Source organism: Enterobacter sp. BRE11, from assembly GCF_031844285.1.
Lineage (GTDB): Bacteria > Pseudomonadota > Gammaproteobacteria > Enterobacterales > Enterobacteriaceae > Pantoea.
This window is the reverse complement of record NZ_JAUZUX010000012.1, coordinates 1-20,325: the sequence shown is the minus strand read 5'-3', so window position 1 is coordinate 20,325 and position 20,325 is coordinate 1. Positions and strand designations below refer to the sequence as shown.

Below are 20,325 nucleotides of genomic sequence, written 5' to 3'. Positions count from 1 at the left end.
TTAATAGCGGAATAGCAAATTGTGCGGGAATTTTTAACGTGAATTGTATTAGAGGTGTTATATGTTTAACGGTCGTCCTTTCCCTGTGCATGTGTTCCCGCAGATCATCAGAAATGCTGTATATGAAGCGGAGCAGCAGACCCAGGCTCCCCAAGCTTTGATTGCTGCATCGGTATTGGGAGTAATTTCGCTTGCCTGCCAGAACCGGATTGATGTGTGCAGATTGAATAATCTGCGCAGCCCTGTATCGCTTTTTTTACTGACACTGGCTGATTCTGGTGAGCGCAAAAGCACTGTGGACAAACTACTGATGAAGCCAATGTATCAACTGGAAGAAGAATGGTCTAAAAAATATACCCAGGACCTAATTGTCTGGAGGAATGAAGAAACGGTTTTTAATATTGAAAAGAAAGCACTGATGTCAAAATTGAAATCCGATATTCGCCGTAATAAAGATCACTCCACAACGAATGAACGGCTGAAAGTGTTACTGGCTGCGTCTCCAAAAGCACCGGTCCGGTTAAGGCAGATATACAACGATGCCACACCTGCGGCGATAAAAGACTCTCTCTGTGGACGCTGGCGGTCCATAGGACTTATGTCTGATGAAGCTGGCACTATTTTTGACGGCTATGCGCTGAATGAACTGCCGTTCATCAATAAAATGTGGGATGGCGCAATGTTTCCCGTGGAAAGAAAAAGCGAGCCAGATAAATTAATCAAAGATGCCAGAATGACGCTGGGGTTGATGATTCAGCCTGATGTGTTTAAAAAAGGGTATCTGGAACGAAAAGGCGATGCCGCGAAAGGGATCGGATTCTTCGCCCGATGTTTGATATGTCAACCGGGTTCAACACAGGGCAACAGGCAAATTACCAGTCCGGTTGTCTCAAATGAGCATCTGCCGGTATTTCATCAACGACTGATAGACATTGTTAATGAGAGCATTGCGAGAAATGAGGAAAATGAGCGTCAGTGTCTGCGTTTCTCTCCCGAAGCAGAAAAACACTGGCTCGAATTTTATAACAAAGTCGAGTCAGAAATGGGGTTGCTTGGCTTCCTGTCTGATTTTAAGGATTATGCATCTAAAATGGCGGAGAATATGGCGAGGCTTGCTGCCTTACTACATTACTTCAGTGGTGATGAGGGCGATATATCTATTGCCGCTGTAAAAGCAGCAGTGGATATAATGGCCTGGTATATTGAAGAATACATCCGTTTGTTCTCCAAAAAAGAAAAGTTTTCTTTAGATGTTGCGGAAACAGATGAGCTTTACTGCTGGATAAAAAACTATTGCATTCGTTATTGTAAACCTTTTATTACGAAAAACACCATACTCCAATATGGTCCTAATAAATTCAGGAATCGTAGTAAAGCAAATGAATTACTCAGTACATTATTCTCTCAAAATAAAATCCTTGTAGGAAAAAAGGGTAAAACCACATTAATAGCTATCGCTGGCTTGAACTCCTCAACTTCATTCTGATTAATTGTTTTTAATTCAAGAGCAAAAATGAATAATTAGCCCAGTTCAGTTAATGGTTTGTTGTCATGATAGGTAATATATATTAAATCCATCACTTACTCCAATATCAATAAATAGGATACAATATGACATACGATAGTGAATTCGGATCACACGTATCCCTATATCGGGATAGAATACAACAGGTTATTGATGACTCCCTCAACGAACATCCTAACTCAATGATTCTTCGTGTTGATCTGCATGATCCAATTGATACAGAAAATATGGATAACCCATTCTTTCAACCCAGAGTTGACTCTGGTGCTATATCTCGCTTTACCAGTGCGTTAAAAGCAAAGCTTGAACACGATAAGCATATTAAAACTCAACGGAAAGACTGGCCTGATACCCGACATTCAACCTTACGTTACGCATGGGTCCGAGAATATACCAAAAATGGAAAGCGGCATTACCATTTGATACTGTGCTTCAATCAGGATGCTTATTATCATGTAGGTGATTACGATTTAAACCGTAATACGATAAGAACAATGATAACAACAGCTTGGTACAGTGCACTTGGCATCCCGATAGATAGCTCGGGGAAGTTAGTTAATTACCCGCCAAATGGCAAATACCTTCTCAATCGTAAAAGGGACAACTTTGAGCAGACTTATAGCGATTTGATGAATAGAGTGGATTACATGACCAAAGTAAGAACTAAAATAGTCGGTGATGGGGACCGTAATTTCGGCTGCAGTCGCGGGTAATTTATTTTTTACAACGATGGCCTTTCTTATGGATGGAAAGGCCAAACCCATCAGTTAAAGATGGTTGTTTTACTATAATCCAACGACCTCATCCCCGATATTAGTCAAAATCATTAATTCTTTAATCTCTCGTTGTGCCAACTGTAATTCAAACTGCTCTTGAATTAACATCCACTTCGACCAACTTCCACCGACTACATGCGATAATCGGAGTGCCATAGCTTTCGTCAGTGAAACTGAACCGTTCAACAATTCAACTATCTCTTGCTCGCGACATCCCATGTAAACCGAAAATTTATTCAGTCCTATATTTGATACCGCTAGTATTTCGGCCAGTTTAATGCCGGGATGATCAGGAAGTAAGGTCATGCCGTATTCATCCTGATAAATTCCATAAATAGAACAGCCAGTTTCTCTCAGTTCTCGTAAATTCTTCCCTGCAAACTTCAGCTCGTGTGAAAGCCCGAGAAACTCACCAGTAAATTCATATTCTGCTTCAGGCCTATGGTGGCATTTGATCAATGCAAATGCCGCCCCTACTTTCTCAACTGTTACAGTAACCGACATTGAACCACCTCCGTCAAGATAATCGATGAACGTTTTAGACTGTCCAGCTGTTCGACACCACTTCTGCCTGCTTCAAAATCAGTTCCACGGCGCCCGGCGTTTTGTCCGGCGGATACTTATACTTACGCAGCGTCTGGCGCACCAGAATACGCAATCGGGCACGCACGCTTTCACGCACCTGCCAGTCCACGGTGGTGGACTGCCGCAATTTCAATGTCACTTCGATGGCCAGCTTTCTCAGCGTATCATCGCCCAGTTCACGCACTGCACTTTCATTTTCAGCCAGCGCATCATAGAAGGCGATTTCATCCGGGGTCAGCCCTAACGCATCATCACGCGCCATCGCCTCCTGGAACGCTTTCGCCATCTGGATCAGCTCTTCAATCACCTGCGCGGTCTCAATGGCGCGGTTATTGTATTTGAGCAGCACCGCTTTCAGTCGGTCGGAGTATTTCTTCTGCTGCACCACGTTATTGCCCGAACGGGCATGAATGCCGTCATTGAGCAGTTTTTCCAGCAGTTCCACTGCCAGATTACGCTGCGGCATTTCCCGCACTTCTTCCAAAAACTCATCGGACAGCAAACCTATGTTCGGTTTATCCAGCCCGGCGAGTGCGAAGACATCCTCAACCCCGGTCGCGACAACCGCGTTATCGAGGATCTTGCTCAGCAGAGAGTTTTTTTCTGACTGGCTAAACTTTGCCTTCGGATCGAGCTTGATAAGCCCCACCCTGACCGCCGAAAGAAACGCGAACTCCTCCTGTAAGGGTTTCGCCTCATCCAGCGTATTACACAGTGACCAGGCTTTACTCATCGCCAGCGAAACATCGAGGTAGCGTTTTTTACCGTCATCCAGCCCCAGAATATAGTTCACCGCATCGCGTAAGAACGCTAACGGGTCGCGAGAAAAACCTGCGTAACTGAAGCCGGGTTTTCCTGCCGAGGGCGCAAACATCCCATGAATAATGTCGATTTTTTCCAGCAGAATGGCAAAGGCTTCCCGGGCATCGACCGTGGACTGCCCTTTGCCTTTTGAGTCGGTATAGGTTTTCAGCGCCTGCTTCAGCTCGTTGGCAATGCCGATGTAATCGACCACCAGCCCGCCGGGCTTATCGCGGAACACGCGGTTAACGCGCGCAATCGCCTGCATCAGGTTATGGCCGCGCATCGGTTTGTCGATATACATGGTGTGGCAGCACGGCGCGTCAAACCCGGTCAGCCACATATCACGGACTATAACCAATTTGAGCGGATCGTTTAAATCTTTAAACCGAGTTTCAAGGCGCTTTTTAGTCTGCTTGTTGTAGATGTGTGGCTGGAGATGGTCTTTATCCGATGCCGAGCCGGTCATAATGACTTTAATAGCCCCTTGTTCGACATCCGTGCTGTGCCAGTCTGGGCGGATCTCGGTGATGGCATTGTAGAGCTTCACACAGATATCACGGCTCATGGCGACTATCATCGCCTTGCCATTCATCGCCGCATTGCGTGTTTCAAAGTGCTGAACCAGATCGGCCGCGACCTGTTTGATGCGTGGCTCAGAACCTACCAGCTTTTCCAGACGGCTCCAGTCACCTTTGGTTTTCTCCTGCTGGCCGGTCTCTTCATCTTCCACCAGCTCATCCACCTGATCGGAGAGCGTTTCCAGCTCCTCATGGTTCAGGTCGAGCTTTGCCAAGCGGGATTCGTAGTAAATCGGCACCGTCGCGCCGTCATCCACCGCATCCTGAATATCGTAGATCGAGACATAATCACCGAACACGGCACGGGTATCTTTATCTTCAGACGCAATCGGTGTACCGGTAAAGCCCATAAACGACGCATTCGGTAGCGCATCGCGCATATGCTTGGCGTAGCCGTATTTATAGGCCCCGGTTTGCCGGTCCAGCGTGGCGCTCAGGCCATATTGGCTGCGGTGCGCTTCATCGGAAATCACCACGATGTTGCTGCGGACGTTAAGTGCCGGATGGCTCTGTTCACTGTCCAGCGGCGCAAACTTCTGCACGGTGGTAAAGATAATGCCGCCGGATTCACGGGCGTTGAGCAGCTCGCGCAGTTCGTCGCGGTCGTTGGCCTGTAACGGCGTTTGCTTGAGTAAATCATGCGCCTGGCAAAACGTGGCGTAGAGCTGCCCGTCAAGATCGTTACGGTCGGTCACCACGACGATGGTCGGATTATTCATCTCTGTTTGTTGCAGCAGCTTTCCGGCGTAACAGCACATGGAGATACTTTTGCCGGAGCCCTGGGTATGCCACACCACGCCCGCTTTTTTACTGCCGGGGGTAATGTTGCTGCGCAGCGGAAGATGTTTACCGGTAGAGGCCACAATCGTTGCCGCAACCGCTTCACGCACCGCGTGGAACTGATGGTAAGCGGCAATCTTTTTGATAAGCCGTTTGCCATCGTTTTCAAACAGCACAAAGAAACGAATGTAATCGAGCAGCAGTTCGCTATTAAAGAAGCCCTGCACTACCGTTTTAAGCTGCCAGTGAAACTGCGGTTTATCATCTTCGTTCGCCACCGTTTTCCACGGCAGAAAACGCTCTTCATCAGCGGTCAGAGAGCCGATACGCGCATTTTGCCCGTCGCTCACCACCAGCGCTTCATTGCAGATAAACAGGTCGCTCAGTTCGTTTTTATAGGTCTGCAATTGGTTAAACGCCGCCCAGATATCGGCACTGGCATCAATCGGGCTTTTCAGCTCAAGCACCGCCACCGGCAGGCCGTTGATATAGCCAATCACATCCGGGCGACGTACCTGTTTTATGCCCTGAATCGCCACCTGATTGACCACCATAAAGCGGTTATTGGCGGTGCGGTTAAAATCCATCAGCAGCGCTTTATCGTGGATAACCTTGTCTTCCTGCTTGTACTCAACGGGCACACCGTCGAGCAGCAGATGATGGAAGGCTTTGTTGCTGACGACCAAGTCCGGGCTTTGAGCATGGACGATACGCAGTATCACCTCTTCCAGCACGACAACAGGGAGATGGGGGTTGATGGTTTGCAGCTGCTCCAGCATCACCGGGCGCAGAAACACATCATGAAAGGAGGCACGCAGCGGGTTGTCGCCATCCGGCGCTATATCTGGCCCATGCAGCACTTCCCACCCCTGTTCAGCAAACCATTGCAGGCACTGCTGTTCTAAATCGTCTTCGCTCAGCATCAGGCTTCCTCTGTCGCAGGCTCTTCCACTTCTTCCGGCGCGTTTGAAATCTCTTTCAGTGCCATATTCAGTGGGGCGATAAAAGGATCGAGCGCTTTTTCAAACGCCGTCAGGTTGACCAGCAGCCAGTCGATCATCGCTGGCCAGTTGCTTTCATCGAGGCTGGTAGCAGGTGTGGCAAAGGAGATTCGGCAGGATTTTTTGCCCGGCAGCGGTTCCCACTTCAGCGCATGACCAAATGTCTCTTCAATCGCCGCTTTACGCTCATACAGCCAGTTAAAGGCAAAGGTGTTGCTCTCCGCTGAGGATTTGGCAATCCAGAACTCAACGCGGGTTTCTTTCTTACTAAAAATCATATTGTAAGAAAGTGCGCTGATACCCGAACCGGCGCTAAGCCAGTGGTCTGTTGACGGGCTGATATTGTTGTACAGCGTGCAGGAACTGGCTTTCAGACGCTCCAGCATTTTAGTCCAGAAAGCTTTGCGCAGCAGATGGCGGGTTTTCAGCTCGCCGCTGGTGGACTGCTCTTCGGCTTCCTTCTGCGCCATGCCGATCATGAAAGATTCCGCTTCCGGCGTCGGGATCACCTGCCGGATATCAACGAACACATCGTCATTGAATTTGTATGGTTTCACCTTAAAGCACTGCACACGCAGGCCAAACTGCATCAACCATAGCGCGGTATTGGTGACCTCTTTGCGGAAGCTCGCCGCCACCATCATCACCCTCTGGGTGCGGCTCTGGTTAATTTGCACTTCATCCAGGCTTTCACACTCCAGAAACTCCGCCATCACGTCCGCCGCCGGTCGGGTCTCTTCCGGTTCGTATTTATCGAGATAGAGCTGGAAGATGTCGAGGATCTGCTCTTTACGCAGATTGGCGCAGTAACCTGCATATTTCAGCGCCTGCCATACCACATCGCGCCCGGAGTCATCGAGCTTGTTTTCGATGATCACCAGGTTGCGCTGTTTATCGATAGCCAGCAGGTCGAGCCGCTCTTTGGTGTCGTCAAAACCGGCGAATTCTTTCTGAATAATTAGCAGTTCGTCGTCATTATCGCGGGTCAGTGCTTGGGGGTTTTTTGCCAGCCACTCCTGCAGGTGATAGCGCTCGGTATAACCGAGGCTGCTAAACGACACCTCTTGCAAAGAGTGCAAGCTATTGGTCGGCTTATCGACTTTATACATTTGCCACCTCGCTTACCGCCTGCTCGGCGTCCGGCAGGGTGATTTCGCCCGAGAGGAGTTTTGGGAGCAGGGTGTCGCGGAGTTGGGTTAGAGTTTCTGTTGAACTCTTATTTCTCTGAATCATATTTCTCAACGCAGACACATGATTATTGAATTCATTCAAAATAGCTATTTCTGGATTTATGGTTTCCAACCGATAAACGTTATCCCGATTTAATCCAGGAACAGCAGCATCAGTGTTCATACTTGAAAGATTTAATGTCCCCATTAAATAATAGAGATAGGTTAGTGGAACACCTTCTTTATTTTCGACATAATAAACGGTATCAATTGGATGGAACTTTCCATCCTCCCAATACAGAGTGCCGATAGAACCTTTTCTGCCAACTATAATACCTGGACCTTCAACGAGATAACTGTTGTGTGAGCCAGTGATGCCACCTGAACCATAAACCGAATAAGGTCCTTCTATACGTTCTGTTTTTTTAAGTGCTTTTCCGTAATGAAGTGTCGCAATATTAGAAAATCGTTGTAAATACCACCCTTCAGGAATATCCCCCAACTCACTATCCTGCATCGCAGACGGAAACAGTTCTGCCGTGGCTTTTAACTCGGCATATTGCTCAGGATGTCCACGCTCAAAAACCGCCAGCGCATCGGCATCTTTCCCGGAAATCGCCGTCATAGCAGCAAGCGTCGCGTCTGCCTGCGAACCACCCGCTTCCAACACCGCCATTTTGGCTTTTACTGGTTCAAAATCGACAAACCAGCTTTTGAACAGGGCTTGTGCCATTTGTTCGAGGGTTTGGTTAATTTGGTTAGCAATGACTATTTTATCGTTAATACTATCAATAACATTAACAATATATTTTCTCTGCGTATAAGTTCCCCACGGTATAGCATAGGAGAAAATATCGGACAAAGTAATACTTGCTTGATTTGCACTTCCTTGAGCTTTTGATATTAGGTGATCAGAAAACTCCTTAGTTTTAAGTGCAATATATAAATATTTTTGATTAACTAAGTTATCATCATTTACCCGAAGTCTAACAGTATTTTGATTCAATAGGGCACCTGACAACGGACAAGGAACTCGTACAACCTTGCCTACTATAGAGTCTGGGTTTTGAGGCCATGAACCAACCGTTGCAACAATTACATCATATTCATTCAACTGTACCACTTTGGTACTACTTGCTACCTCATGTGAAACATATCTTAAGTCATCAGTTGAAATAGAGTCCCAGGTAAAATTACTTACGCGCACAACGGGGACACCAGAAGGAATGTAATCCTTTGATTTGAAGGCAAAGCCTTTTTTATGTGTTATTAAACAACTTAGTTCTGTTCTTGATAATTCAGAACTCATAACCCAGCCCCCCCAGGTTCGCCTTAATCTGCGCTTCCAGCTTCGCGCTCTCTGCCAGCTGTTCTTTAAGCTGAGCCGTCAGTCGCGCCATCTTCTCGGCAAATGGCTCGTCGTCTTCTTCTTGTTCGGCCGCACCGACGTAACGCCCTGGGGTCAGCACAAAGTCGTTTTTCTGAATATCTGCAAGCGTTGCGGAGAAGCAGAAACCGGCTTCGTCTTCGTAGTCTTTATCCGTCTGCCAGGCGTGGAAGGTGTCGGCTATTTTAGCGATATCCTCGCGGCTGAAATCACGCAGCACGCGGTCTTTCATAAAGCCAATCTTACGGGCATCAATAAACAGGACTTCGCCTTTGCGGTGCGCTTTGCCGTTACCACCAGATTTGTCTTTGCTCAGGAACCAGATACAGGCCGGGATTTGGGTGTTGGTAAACAGCTGGCCCGGCAGTGCGACCATGCACTCCACCAGATCGGCTTCGATCAGGCTACGGCGGATTTCTCCTTCAGTATTACTGTTGGAACTCATCGAGCCGTTAGCCAGCAGCAGCGCCATCGAGCCTTTCGGTGCCAGGTGGTGGATCATGTGCTGCATCCATGCAAAGTTGGCATTGCCCTGCGGTGGCGTGCCGTACTTCCAGCGCACGTCGTTTTCCAGCTTCGCGCTCCACCACTCCTTCATGTTGAACGGCGGGTTAGCCATCACAAAGTCGGCACGCAGATCCGGGTGCTGATCGTCCAGCAGGGTATCGGCGTTTTTCTGTCCGAAGTTAAAGTCGATGCCACGGATCGCCATGTTCATCGCCGCCAGTTTCCAGGTGGTCGGATTGGACTCCTGGCCGTAGACGGAGATCTTCTGCTTCTGCTCTGCGGCGTTGTACTGCTTCTCTCCCGCGTGCTCTTCAATAAAACGGTCGCTGGAAACAAAGAACCCGCCGGAACCCATCGCCGGGTCATACACGCGGCCGTTGTAAGGCTGGAGCATTTCGACAATCAGGGTCACGATGCTTTTTGGCGTGTAGTACTGGCCGCCTTGTTTGCCTTCCGCCAGCGCGAACTGACCGAGGAAATATTCGTAGACGTGGCCGAGAATATCTTTGCTCTTTAAGTTGAGCTTCTCGCCGTTATATTCCGGGTTGCTGAAGTTGGCATCCGAGAAGGTATTAATCAGCCCGGTTAACACCTCGTTGCCCAGCTGATACTGGCTGATGCGGTTCAGAATACCTTTCAGTTTCGGGTTGGTTTTTTCGATTTCATCCAGCGCGTTATCCACCAGCCAGGAGACAGAGCGCAGCGTCACATCCTTGCCGGTGGTTTCATCCACCCACAGCACGGTGCCGGTCGGCAGCATGGCTTTGTTTTTCAGCGTGTCCCAGCGCGCGGCTTTTGGCACCCAGAAGATGTTCTTTTCGGTGTAATAATCCTCCACCTCCAGCTCATCCATAATCGCCTGTGTGTACTCTTCATCAGAGTCGAAACCCTCACGCAACATGGCGTAGATGTTGTCCGGATTGCCGATATCGCGGAACAGGGTGATCAACTCCTGCTGACGGGCCTCAAAGGCATCGGAGACATACTTCAGGAAGATAAGCCCCAGCACCACATGCTTGTAGTTGGCAGCATCCATGTTGGCGCGCAACTTATCAGCGGCCTTCCAGAATTTATTATCCAGCTCGTTCAGAAACAGTTGTTCCGCGTTGTTCATGAAAATCCTCGGTTACGATCGCAGCCAGCATGCAATAACAACCTGGCATCAATTCAGTATTGGAATTTAGTTCGCAAAATCATACCCGGAACAGGAATGATTACAAACGACACAACGTAAAGAAATTTGCATTTGATCGACAAATAATAGGAAACTAAACCGCCGTTCTGTTTGCACTAATCAGCCCTATCGCCTTCATCCGCAGCCTATCCGTAGAGCTGCAAGGTCTGTCCTGCGACATCGAAACGATACTTTCATAGATGTTAAATGTGGGTAGCCGTACGAAATTTTGATTAAAGGTAATCAAGATGTTGTCGATGGTTATTCTATCGTGTGTGTTTTTGAATATATAACAGGTAAAACTATGTCCTGGCTTAATTCCGTTTTATTGGCACTTACCTCTGTCCAGCCCTATATGGTGCCAGCAACCGTTATCGGCCTCGTCAGTTTTGCATTTGTTTGTTTTATTATTTTTTATCTTTATCGGTCGATTAAAATTGTTAACAGACTGAAAAAATACACACAGTCAATTAATAACATCAATAATAATGAGCCGGAAAACCAACTCAAGTATCTGAAAAACCTATTTGTTCAGCCTGAACTAAAGCATGCCTGGAGCGAGTTTGCAGAGTCTCTGCACCCACAGCATGAACTGGTCGGTAGTGAAGAAAAAATCGTTAAAATCCGCGCTACCGCTCCCAGCGCCAGCTATTTTTCAGAACAGCAACTGATAGATATTCCCCTCAATACCGAATTCTTTAAACATCTACCCGGTATTCTGACCGGCGTGGGGATTATCGGCACATTCTACGGGCTGATGATTGGCCTGAATCACTTCGACCCCAGCACACCAGAGCAGGTCACTAGCAGCGTCAATAACCTGCTGCACGATGTGCTGTACGCTTTTCTGGGTTCTGCATTTGCAATTTTCGCCTCTATCTTGATCACCTGGCTGGAAAAAATGTCCATCGCCAAGTGCTATAAATACCTTGAAAAATTTACCGCAGCCCTCGACACCCTTTATGACAGCGGAGTAGGTGAGGAATACCTTGCCTCGTTAGTGAAATCCAGTAACGAAAGCGCGACTCAGGCGCGCCAACTCAAAGAAAGCCTCGTTACCGACTTACGCGATATGCTGCTGCATCTGGCCGAAAGCCAGAAAGTCGATAACGAGCGCCTGGCAAATACGTTAAGCACCACTTATCGCGAATCAAGTTCGCAGTTTGCCGACCAGGTGAGTGACGCCATTGAAAACAGCCTGAAGTCACCACTGGATAAAATCGCTGGGGCGGTTCAGACCGCCAGCGGCGATCAAAGCGGCATGGTTCAAAACATGCTGCAGGATGTGCTGACCGCGTTTATGGCGAAACTCGACACCACGTTTGGCCAGCAGTTTACAAATCTCAACGAGATGATGGGACAAACCGTGGGTGCTATCCAAACGATGCAAAGCGGTTTTTCCACCCTGTTGCAAGATATGCGTCAGGTCAGCGACGATTCCCGCCAGGGAAGCGCCCAGCTCATTGAACAGCTACTCTCTGAAATGAAGTCGGGCCAGCAAGCCATGCAGGCCGGCATGAACGACATGCTCACCAGCCTTCAGGCATCTGTCGCTAAAATTGGTGCTGAAGGCGAAGGTGCGGGTGAACGTATGGCCCGCCAACTTGAGAAAATGTTTGCCGACAGTGAGGCGCGGGAAAAAGCCCAGGCAGAACATATGTCCGCCTTTATTGAAGCCATTCAGAACTCAGTACAGCAGGGCCAAAGTGCCACAATGGAAAAAATGGCAACGTCTGTCGAAGCACTTGGTGAGCAGTTGGGTAGCCTGTTTGGACAAATTGATAAGGGTCAGCAGCAGATTTCAGCCAATCAGCAGGCTAATCAGAAATCCTTGCACGAACAGACCCAGCAGGTGATGAGTGAGGTAGACGATCAGATTAAACAGCTGATTGAAACAGTTGCCAGCCAGCATCAGGGCACGACAGAAACACTGAACAAACTCGCTGAACAGACCAACCGACAGATTCAGGATATGCAAAACGGGGCCGATAAAATGCGTGTTGCGGCCGAGCGCTTTGAACATGCGGGCGATCGTGTGTCGGAAGCCAACCACCTCACCGCTGATGTGCTGAATAAAGCGCAATCGGCCGGTTCATCGCTTTCCCTTGCCACCAGCGAACTCTCCTCCGTTGTGGCGGATTATCGAAACAATCGGGAAGCCGTCAGCAAATCCATTGCCATGCTGGAATTGCTCGCAGCCAATACGCAGTCTGAACAGACCACACGCAGCCAGTTCATTACCGACCTCAAACAACACGGTGAGCGCTTGCAAGGCTATAACCGCGAAGCGCAGGAGTTTATGGATAACGTCAGCAATGTGCTGGGCAAAGGGTTTGAAGACTTCTCCGAAGGTGTTGCACGTAGCCTGGATAAGACCTTGGGCAAACTGGATGTCGAAATGGCGAAAGCCACCAATCATCTTGCAGGATCCGTTGAACAGATCGGTGAAAGTGTCGGCGAGCTTGATGATGTCCTGTCACGCGTTCGTGCTTAAGGGGTGACAGTTGATGTTTGGACATGCATTTGGCGCTAAGAAGCGCCGCAGTGATGAAGCAGAGAAACCCTTTTGGATCTCCTATGCCGACCTGATGACGGCCATGATGGTGTTATTTTTGGTGGTGATGGTCGCGTCGCTAAGCTCCGTTACACAACGAATTCAACGTGCAGAGCAAGGGGAAAAAGTCAGAGGGCAGGATATCGCCAGATTATGTGAGCGCCTGGAGCTGCATGCTCGTAGTGTGAATAAAACCATCGTGGTGGATTGTCACGATAACCGCATCAGCTTTGGCGAGGCAGGTCGTTTCGATCACAACCGATTTTTCCTGAATGCCGAAGGACAAAAAGCATTGCAGGATGCCGTTCCGCTGGTGCTAGAGGCATCCGACAGTGAAGAAGGCAAAAAGTGGTTTAAGCAGATCGTCATCGAAGGTTTTACCGACACCGATGGTTCGTATCTTTACAACCTGCATCTCTCCCTGCAGCGTTCTGAATGGGTGATGTGCAGTTTGCTCGATAGCCGCAGTCCTTTGCAAAAGAGCATTTCTGCTGAGCAGCAAATCCAGATCCGCAAACTTTTCCTGGCGGGTGGCGTCTCGTTTAATAACGCGAAAGAGAGTAAAGAAGCCAGCCGTCGCGTAGAGCTGCGCATGCAATTCTTTGGGTTGAAAGATAAACGAGATGGGGCCAACGAGGTGAATTTCCCTCCGGTGGTCAATAAAGAAGTTTGCCAGTTGGGGATGTCGCAATGACACCTGCACTCAGTTCTCTGGCACAACGCATCGCGGCGAAGCTGTCTTCCAGCAAGCAGGATGATAGTTATCTGCGCAATGATTTTCACGCACTGACTGCTGCTGGCCTTGATATGGAAAAACGGTTTGATAAAGCAGAGAAAATCCCCCCACCGCCTCATGAAATGCGGCTGGCGGCACTCCGTCGCTTTCGTCTTGCCGAAGAACTGACTGAACGCGAGTGGCGAATGGTGTTCTATGGCCTCGCCGATAATGACCCGTTATATCCCGACCGGCCGGTATTACTGGAGGATGAGCAGTTTTTCCCAGAGGTAAACAGTGCCATCAAACAGCGAATTGAAACCAAAACGCTGAAACGCCGGGATTGGGCCGCTCTCTGTTCAAGCTATTTTGCTTACAGGAACGAAACACCAGAATCAAATCCGCACTGGTGTGTGCTGCGTGGTCACATCGCTCAGGGCTACCTGGTGGTGAAGTCCGCTGTCCGTAGAGAAAAATCGTGGATGAAAACCATTGAGTTTTATCACGACATTTTTACACCGCTGGCGGGAAGTGTGATATCCCAACAGCTGCTTTCCGGTGAGAGTAACTCTTTATCATCACTGGAAAAAATCGCGCAAATCCCCGACAGCAGCTGGTTATGGAAGCGTATTTTCACGGTGCTATTGGCACAACTCGATACGCTTGACGATCCACAATTCCTGGAAAAAATCAGTTGGCTATTAGGGCTGGCGACACAGTGGGTGCGTTTTCGCGATGATATTATGACAGCGACGCTAACACGCTATTATCATTCGATTTATCGTGATCAGGCCCATTCAGCCTTAAAACAGGCGGCGCTGGAATTCTGGGATAACCCGCAACTCAAGAGTCAGCAGAACAAATGGCATCAATATGTTTCTGAACCCGTCGCAGCCATGGTACGGGGTTGGCTGGCAAAACAGGACCTGATGCACTTCTTTGAACTGCTTCGCGGTAATGGCGATGTCGACCAAGCGCGACTCCACTATTGGCTACGATTTGCCAACCAGATGGGATTCACACGCATCGTGATGGGACCCGATGCCTGGCAGGATCGTGGTAGCGACTTCGTAAAATTCCGCGAAGAAAATAGAGGGCGGCTGAGCCATTTGCGCGGCGGACGTAGCCTGGATAACGCCATGATCATGCAAATCAATGACTATTTGTTCGTTGAGTTTTCCGGAACCGGTAATGCAATGTATGCCTACAGGATCGGCCATGCCCCCTTTAACCCTGAGTCGCGTACCCTAGACATCAACCAACTCAAAGACCAGGGACGCTGTGCGCTCCGGATGCCGCATATGCCACGAGCTGAAGGTTATAACAAAGTTCGCATAACCGGCTGGATGCTGAAATACGATGATGAGCTGCGCAAGCTGGGTATTCGCTGGATGGCTGAAGAACCCGTCAAATTTGTAGACAAAAAAGCGCCCTCTCCCGTCTCGGTATCTGATGTTAAGATCATCAACCCATTGCGCGATACAGCCATACAGCGCTTGGTTGAAAACACCTCATGCATCGTCAGCGATAACCGGCAAAAAGGTGGTGTGCTGTCTGTTCAGCTCAAATCACCGGATGACACAACGGAAAGAGAGTTGCTCCGACTCGGTTTCGCCCCCGTGATTAAAGAACCGCATCGCTACTGGATCAAATAATGCTCAAACGTCTGTTAAGTAAACTGACGGGAAACCGTCAGCAGATAGAACGCCACCTGAAGAATCAGTACCAGGTCGAAGACAGCGGCCTCAGTTTTCCACAATCGTTGGTTGATGTGCCGGAGCTTTGGGCTCTGGCATCTTGGCTTGAGCAATTGGTTGAAGAAGACTATCTGATATCACTCACAGACCGATGGTTGCTGAGCTGGGACGCGTTATACCGCCTGTTGGAAGATGAAGAGCACGCCAGTAGCCTGCCTCTGATTGGCGTCCCTGAGGTTTTGCCATTACGCGCAAGTTTAAGTTCGCGAGGGGCATTAAGCGACAGTGATTTTCGCGTCTGGATTGCTGAATGGGCCACACTCCCAGCCCGTCACCCTATCCGCTTCAGCCGCACAGGTGCTCTTTTCACCCATGAAAATCAGCAGCATTTATTATCGCGGGAAAACTGGGCACTCTTGCAGTCAGTTGAGCAACTCAGTGCTCAGCAATCACAGTCTCCCAGCGAAACAACTAACCAGTTGGGATGGGCTGCTGTCCGTAAATGTGCGAAACAAGCCGCTGCAAAATTTGATGATTATTTAGAAAAAACACACGTCATCAAACCGACTTCATTGTCGTTACGACTGCGAAAAGCAACGATTGCTGATACTGCCGTAATAGAGATTGAGCCTCACTTCGATGATCAGCCTGCCAACTGGCTTGGCAGCTTTGACAAGAACGCTCAGGTTCATGATAGCTATCGCATCCCTGGAGAAAATGGCGAGCTCAGCCATGTCATCATTCCTCCCGAGGTGAAAGAGGTTCTCAATTCAATTCATTCCATTCCAGGTCGCCGAGTAGCCGGAAGCGAAGCTCTGTCGTTTGTTCGCAACCCTTACACATTCCTGGGTGAAGATGCCGCTAGCGTGATTGCGCCTAAAGAGCATGAACAGGCACTGTTTGATGCCCATATTTTCTTCCATCACTTTAGACTTCAACCCCGTCTAAATGATGAGAATAAGATAGAGGATATTACGTTGGTTCTGGAGCCCGTCTCGCCAGTACCACAACCGGAAGTCACCTTCCTCTTTTCCGCCCCCTGGGAGCTGGATAAATTTGTTCAGGCATTGGGGATCAGTGTTGCCGCCCAAATGCCCGCAGGCTCCTGGCAGGGTTACGAGCTGGAACTGAGCCAATTCACTGAACAGCAATGGCATGATTGCCAGTCGCTGTTGTCGCGCTGGCAACAGGAAATCGAAGGTAAAGAATTCGATGATGTCCTGGATATCGGTAAATATGGCGATCGCGTTATTGGCATCGGTGAGTTCGAAAAAATATCCTCTCCCTGGCTGACCAAAGCGCAAAGTGAAAACTGGCTCCCTGATGGCATCGACTTCTCCGCATTTTCTGTAGAAACACTGGACGGCTGGCAACCTGAAAACCTGCACCATTTCGATGAACTGCAGGAGAGAATCAACCAGGCAGAAGCGGCTGGCGAAACACATATCATCTCCCCCTGGAATGAGACCGAACTGCCGCTGGATGCGGCAAAAACGTTCAGCAAGAACTGGGAAAAACAGCAGAACACCGCGCATGAATCAGAGGGAAATATTGCTGATAAAGCAACCCGCGCGGTTCTCAAAATTGAACAGAACATTGAAGAAGCTGTTTACATTAAACAGCGTCGAGATTCACTCCTCAATGCACGCCATGCTGAACCTGAAATTCCACTTAGCCTGAAAGAGCACATCCGGCTCAAAGACCATCAGCGTGAAGGCGTGGCCTGGCTTCAGCAGCTTTTCCTTCGTTCGCCTCAAGAAACAGCTGGTTGCTTACTAGCGGATGATATGGGACTGGGGAAAACGCTGCAGATCCTGAGCTTCCTGGTCTGGTTCATTGAAAAATTCCCTGACGAGCCACCCAGCCTCATCGTTGCGCCCGTTTCTCTTTTGGATAACTGGGAGCGTGAGCTCGACAATTTCTTCTACACCTCCGGGATTTCGGTGATGAAATTGTATGGCGACACTATCAAAGCGGTGAAATACCCGAAACAGGCTATTCCTGCTCAACTGCAGTCTCAGGGGATCAAAAATTTGCTTAAACCCGGCTGGCAGGGTGAGGCGAAAATCATTCTGACAACCTACGAAACGCTTCGCGATCAAGAGTTCTCGCTGGCCCGCCAGCCATGGTCCATCATGGTCTGCGACGAGGCACAAAAAATAAAGAACCCGGCAGCATTGATTACCCATGCAGCCAACGCGATACAAGCCAGGTTTAAAGTGGCATGCACCGGCACTCCTGTCGAAAACACGCTTGTAGACCTGTGGAGCTTGTTTGATTTCGCGCAGCCAGGCCTATTAGGGGCACTCAATGAATTTGGCAAATACTATGTTCGCCCTATCGAGAACGAAGCTGGTCGGGATACAGAACGACTGGAAAGTCTGCGAGCCTTGATTGAGCCACAGACGTTACGACGAACTAAAGAAGAAGTCGCGCGCGATCTGCCGCAAAAAATTGAAGTGACCAGTTGTAAACAACTGCCATTTTCCGGCCCTCAAAAGCAACTGTACCTTTCCTCGATTGCCAACTGGCAACAACAGCAGGCACTCAGCGAAGGAATGCAGCAAGCAGGCACTGGGATGTTGGGACTATTACATCGGCTCAAACTCATTTGTGCCCATCCGGCAGTGGTCAGCCCAGAGCCTCGCTATCGGGAGGGGTCGCCAAAACTTAACTGGATGCTGAAAACGCTGGATGAAATTAAGCACACCAGTAAAGACAAAGTGATTATTTTTACTGAACTACGCGACCTTCAGCGAGAAATCCAGCATGCTATTCAACAGCGATTTGGTTTCCGCCCGGTGATCATCAATGGCGATACCAGCACGAAAAGTCAGAGCCAGAACAGCCGTCAGAGATTGATTGATGATTTCCAGGCCCAACCCGGCTTTGGCGTGATTGTTCTCTCTACAGTCGCTGTTGGCTTTGGGGTTAACGTTCAGAAGGCCAACCACGTTATTCACTTCACCCGCTGCTGGAACCCGGCAAAAGAAGACCAAGCGACAGACCGTGCCTACCGTATTGGTCAGACAAAGGATGTGTATGTCTATTACCCGACGGTAAGAGACGCTGAAATCACAACGTTTGAAGAGACGCTGGACGAACTTCTTCAGCGCCGCCGGGCATTGGCCAGGGATATGTTGTGTTCAACACCGGACCTCAGCAGTACTGATTTTGAGAATATTTTAAAAGGGACATAAGCGCTTAAATTTTCGCACTATAAAAAATGCATAGGTCCATTTCAAAAAAACTGTTGCTGACCACCTCCACAAGAGGTGGTGTTAATGCAGGAATATAAACCCGCCGCAGCGGGTATGAGGTTTACCAGTAATATTCCAGGGGCCGATTATTCGGCAGCCAAAGCAGACTATCAGGATCTGCGCCAGTTACTACAGCATGCGCCAGGGTGCGATCATCTGCGCGACGTCGGCGGGTCGTATACAAGTTGTTCCAGTAACCCGGATTCTTGCTGTAGTTTACTCGGGGCGCATTGTCTCCATTACGGTTGGCGTAGTGAATATGCTTTACACGACAGAGAGTGGCGTACTGCACGCGCCAATGTGGCAATGGCTTACCGTGGCAATCACGGTCTTTACGGGTATTGAAAGTAGACATTAGCAAGCTCCAATTAAGGTACTTACAAATGTTCTCCGGTGGTGTCATGGTGCATTTATCCTCCTACTAATCGGTATAACGCAAGCGGTCGTTAATCTCCTGCCAACTCATACCGTGGTGCTCACGCTGATTTCCACACATAGGGCAAGAGCAAGGTGTTGGGGTACGTGCAATGATTCCGACCATGCGTGGCGACACGCTGGCGAACATATGATAATACTGGCGACGCTTCTGCTTTATGCGGCGCTCATGATGGCGGCGCTCCGCTCGTGTACGTGACATTTTGAAACTCCATGATGCAGGGGCTCATTGCCCCTACTTATGAGTTCCGAATGGGTAATCGGGCGAAAATTAATCACAATTGTTCTTCTCTCTTGGCAAAGGTGCCACCAGCCTTCGCTATTGAATCAGCCAGCGCAGCAATTGACGATTCATAGGCCATTCCGCCGCTTGGGTGTGTGATTCCGCACCATTCTACTGGGTATTCTGGCGGAAGATTTGGCACCTTGTCCCATAGGCGGTTACCCAGCACCAGAATTACATCAGGCTCTAGCTCCCAGACAACCTCAAAGAATGGGGCTTCTGCGGCCTTCCATGCTTCTGTTGTTGGCGCTATTCGCGAGCCCTCACCAACGATTGACTGCACGTAATTATAAAACGCGATGTTCTGCCAGGCCTCAAACCGTTCTTCGTCCGTTGGGTATGAGGTATCACCACGCAACACGGCTGTGAGCTTAGAGAAAAAAGGAATGCCAGCACAGTAAGCGTGCGTTTTAACAACATACTGCGTGTAATCGTGGCCTACTTCGTGCTCGTCCGCGTAATGTGACTCACCCAATACCATCACCCGGACGCCATAACGGCTATCAGCGTATTTTGAGCCAACGAACGGACGGAAATTGATACTGCTTTGGCGTTGCTGCTCCATTTTTTCCCTCAATCAATTATTCGAGGATGAAGATCAATCTGTTAGACAACCAAATTCAGTGTACCACTACAGAAACAGGCCATAAGTAATAAGGAATACTATCGATAAAATTTTGCTATTTGAATCTGTAAAGCTCTCGCTCATACCAACATACCGGCACTGATCATGATCACTCGAGCGATCACTTTACACATTGCTATCTGATGGCTCGGAATGCACCACCATCATTATTTATTTTTAACGGTGATCATCTATCCTTCCCACTACAACTCACTGATTATAAATACATATTCAAAAAGCAATCACGTGGTAATTCAGGTAATGCTGCCAACTTACTGATTTAGTGTATGATGGTGATTTTAAGGTGCTTGCGTGGCTTCCATTTCCATCAGATGTCCTTCCTGCTCCGCTACTGAAGGCGTGGTGCGTAACGGCAAAAGCACTGCCGGACATCAGCGCTATCTCTGCTCTCATTGCCGTAAAACATGGCAACTACAGTTCACTTACACCGCCTCTCAGCCCGGTACGCA

General features: G+C 48.9%; 13 protein-coding genes. 7 read left to right on the top strand and 6 right to left on the bottom strand.

Annotated features, from left to right (window positions below; genetic code table 11):
- The first annotated feature begins 61 nt into the window (after nt 1-61).
- Together Q9R34_RS14025 and Q9R34_RS14020 are read left to right on the top strand one after the other, a co-directional pair.
- The gene (locus tag Q9R34_RS14025; RefSeq protein WP_000481743.1) at nt 62-1,486 is read left to right on the top strand and encodes a YfjI family protein; all 1,425 of its coding nucleotides are present in this window, start codon (nt 62-64) and stop codon (nt 1,484-1,486) included.
- A 125-nt stretch (nt 1,487-1,611) separates the two neighbouring features.
- Nucleotides 1,612-2,238, top strand: coding sequence for an inovirus Gp2 family protein (locus Q9R34_RS14020; RefSeq protein WP_407599794.1), 627 nt, complete (start codon nt 1,612-1,614; stop codon nt 2,236-2,238).
- Between the two features lie 72 nt (nt 2,239-2,310).
- Here the strand turns inward: Q9R34_RS14020 and Q9R34_RS14015 are convergent, their stop codons facing one another.
- The 5 genes from Q9R34_RS14015 to Q9R34_RS13995 are packed head-to-tail and all read right to left on the bottom strand — an operon-like array spanning nt 2,311 to nt 10,226.
- Complete coding sequence (locus Q9R34_RS14015; RefSeq protein WP_006809979.1) at nt 2,311-2,805, bottom strand: helix-turn-helix transcriptional regulator; 495 nt, start codon at nt 2,803-2,805, stop codon at nt 2,311-2,313.
- A 34-nt stretch (nt 2,806-2,839) separates the two neighbouring features.
- Nucleotides 2,840-5,971: a type I restriction endonuclease subunit R gene (locus Q9R34_RS14010; protein WP_248203159.1), complete on the bottom strand. Its 3,132-nt coding sequence runs from the start codon at nt 5,969-5,971 to the stop codon at nt 2,840-2,842.
- Complete coding sequence (locus tag Q9R34_RS14005) at nt 5,971-7,158, bottom strand: DUF4268 domain-containing protein (RefSeq protein ID WP_063927988.1); 1,188 nt, start codon at nt 7,156-7,158, stop codon at nt 5,971-5,973. Before Q9R34_RS14005 ends, Q9R34_RS14010 begins: the two co-directional genes overlap by 1 nt.
- Entirely contained in the window at nt 7,151-8,527 is a 1,377-nt protein-coding gene (locus Q9R34_RS14000; RefSeq protein ID WP_407599792.1) for a restriction endonuclease subunit S, read from the bottom strand. The genes Q9R34_RS14005 and Q9R34_RS14000 overlap by 8 nt, the downstream gene beginning before the upstream one ends.
- Nucleotides 8,517-10,226 carry a class I SAM-dependent DNA methyltransferase gene (locus Q9R34_RS13995; protein ID WP_407599791.1) on the bottom strand — a complete coding sequence of 570 codons (1,710 nt, stop codon included), beginning with the start codon at nt 10,224-10,226 and terminating at the stop codon, nt 8,517-8,519. The genes Q9R34_RS14000 and Q9R34_RS13995 overlap by 11 nt, the downstream gene beginning before the upstream one ends.
- A gap of 364 nt (nt 10,227-10,590) precedes the next feature.
- Here Q9R34_RS13995 and zorA1 point away from each other — a divergent pair, with 364 nt between their 5' ends.
- The 4 genes from zorA1 to zorD are packed head-to-tail and all read left to right on the top strand — an operon-like array spanning nt 10,591 to nt 18,452.
- Nucleotides 10,591-12,780: a type I Zorya anti-phage system protein ZorA1 gene (zorA1, locus tag Q9R34_RS13990; protein ID WP_407599790.1), complete on the top strand. Its 2,190-nt coding sequence runs from the start codon at nt 10,591-10,593 to the stop codon at nt 12,778-12,780.
- Nucleotides 12,781-12,793: 13 nt separating this feature from the next.
- A complete protein-coding gene (gene zorB1, locus Q9R34_RS13985; protein ID WP_407599789.1) occupies nt 12,794-13,534 on the top strand; it encodes a type I Zorya anti-phage system protein ZorB1 in 741 nt (246 codons plus the stop codon).
- Nucleotides 13,531-15,210 carry a type I Zorya anti-phage system protein ZorC gene (gene zorC / locus Q9R34_RS13980; protein WP_407599788.1) on the top strand — a complete coding sequence of 560 codons (1,680 nt, stop codon included), beginning with the start codon at nt 13,531-13,533 and terminating at the stop codon, nt 15,208-15,210. Before zorB1 ends, zorC begins: the two co-directional genes overlap by 4 nt.
- Nucleotides 15,210-18,452 carry a type I Zorya anti-phage system protein ZorD gene (zorD, locus tag Q9R34_RS13975; RefSeq protein ID WP_407599787.1) on the top strand — a complete coding sequence of 1,081 codons (3,243 nt, stop codon included), beginning with the start codon at nt 15,210-15,212 and terminating at the stop codon, nt 18,450-18,452. Before zorC ends, zorD begins: the two co-directional genes overlap by 1 nt.
- Before the next feature lie 770 nt (nt 18,453-19,222).
- Here the strand turns inward: zorD and Q9R34_RS13970 are convergent.
- Nucleotides 19,223-19,795, bottom strand: a complete 573-nt coding sequence (locus Q9R34_RS13970; RefSeq protein ID WP_407599784.1) for a hypothetical protein — start codon at nt 19,793-19,795, stop codon at nt 19,223-19,225.
- Between the two features lie 372 nt (nt 19,796-20,167).
- Here Q9R34_RS13970 and Q9R34_RS13965 point away from each other — a divergent pair.
- The coding region (locus tag Q9R34_RS13965) for an IS1 family transposase (RefSeq protein ID WP_001348782.1) at nt 20,168-20,325 on the top strand (158 nt) is incomplete at its 3' end.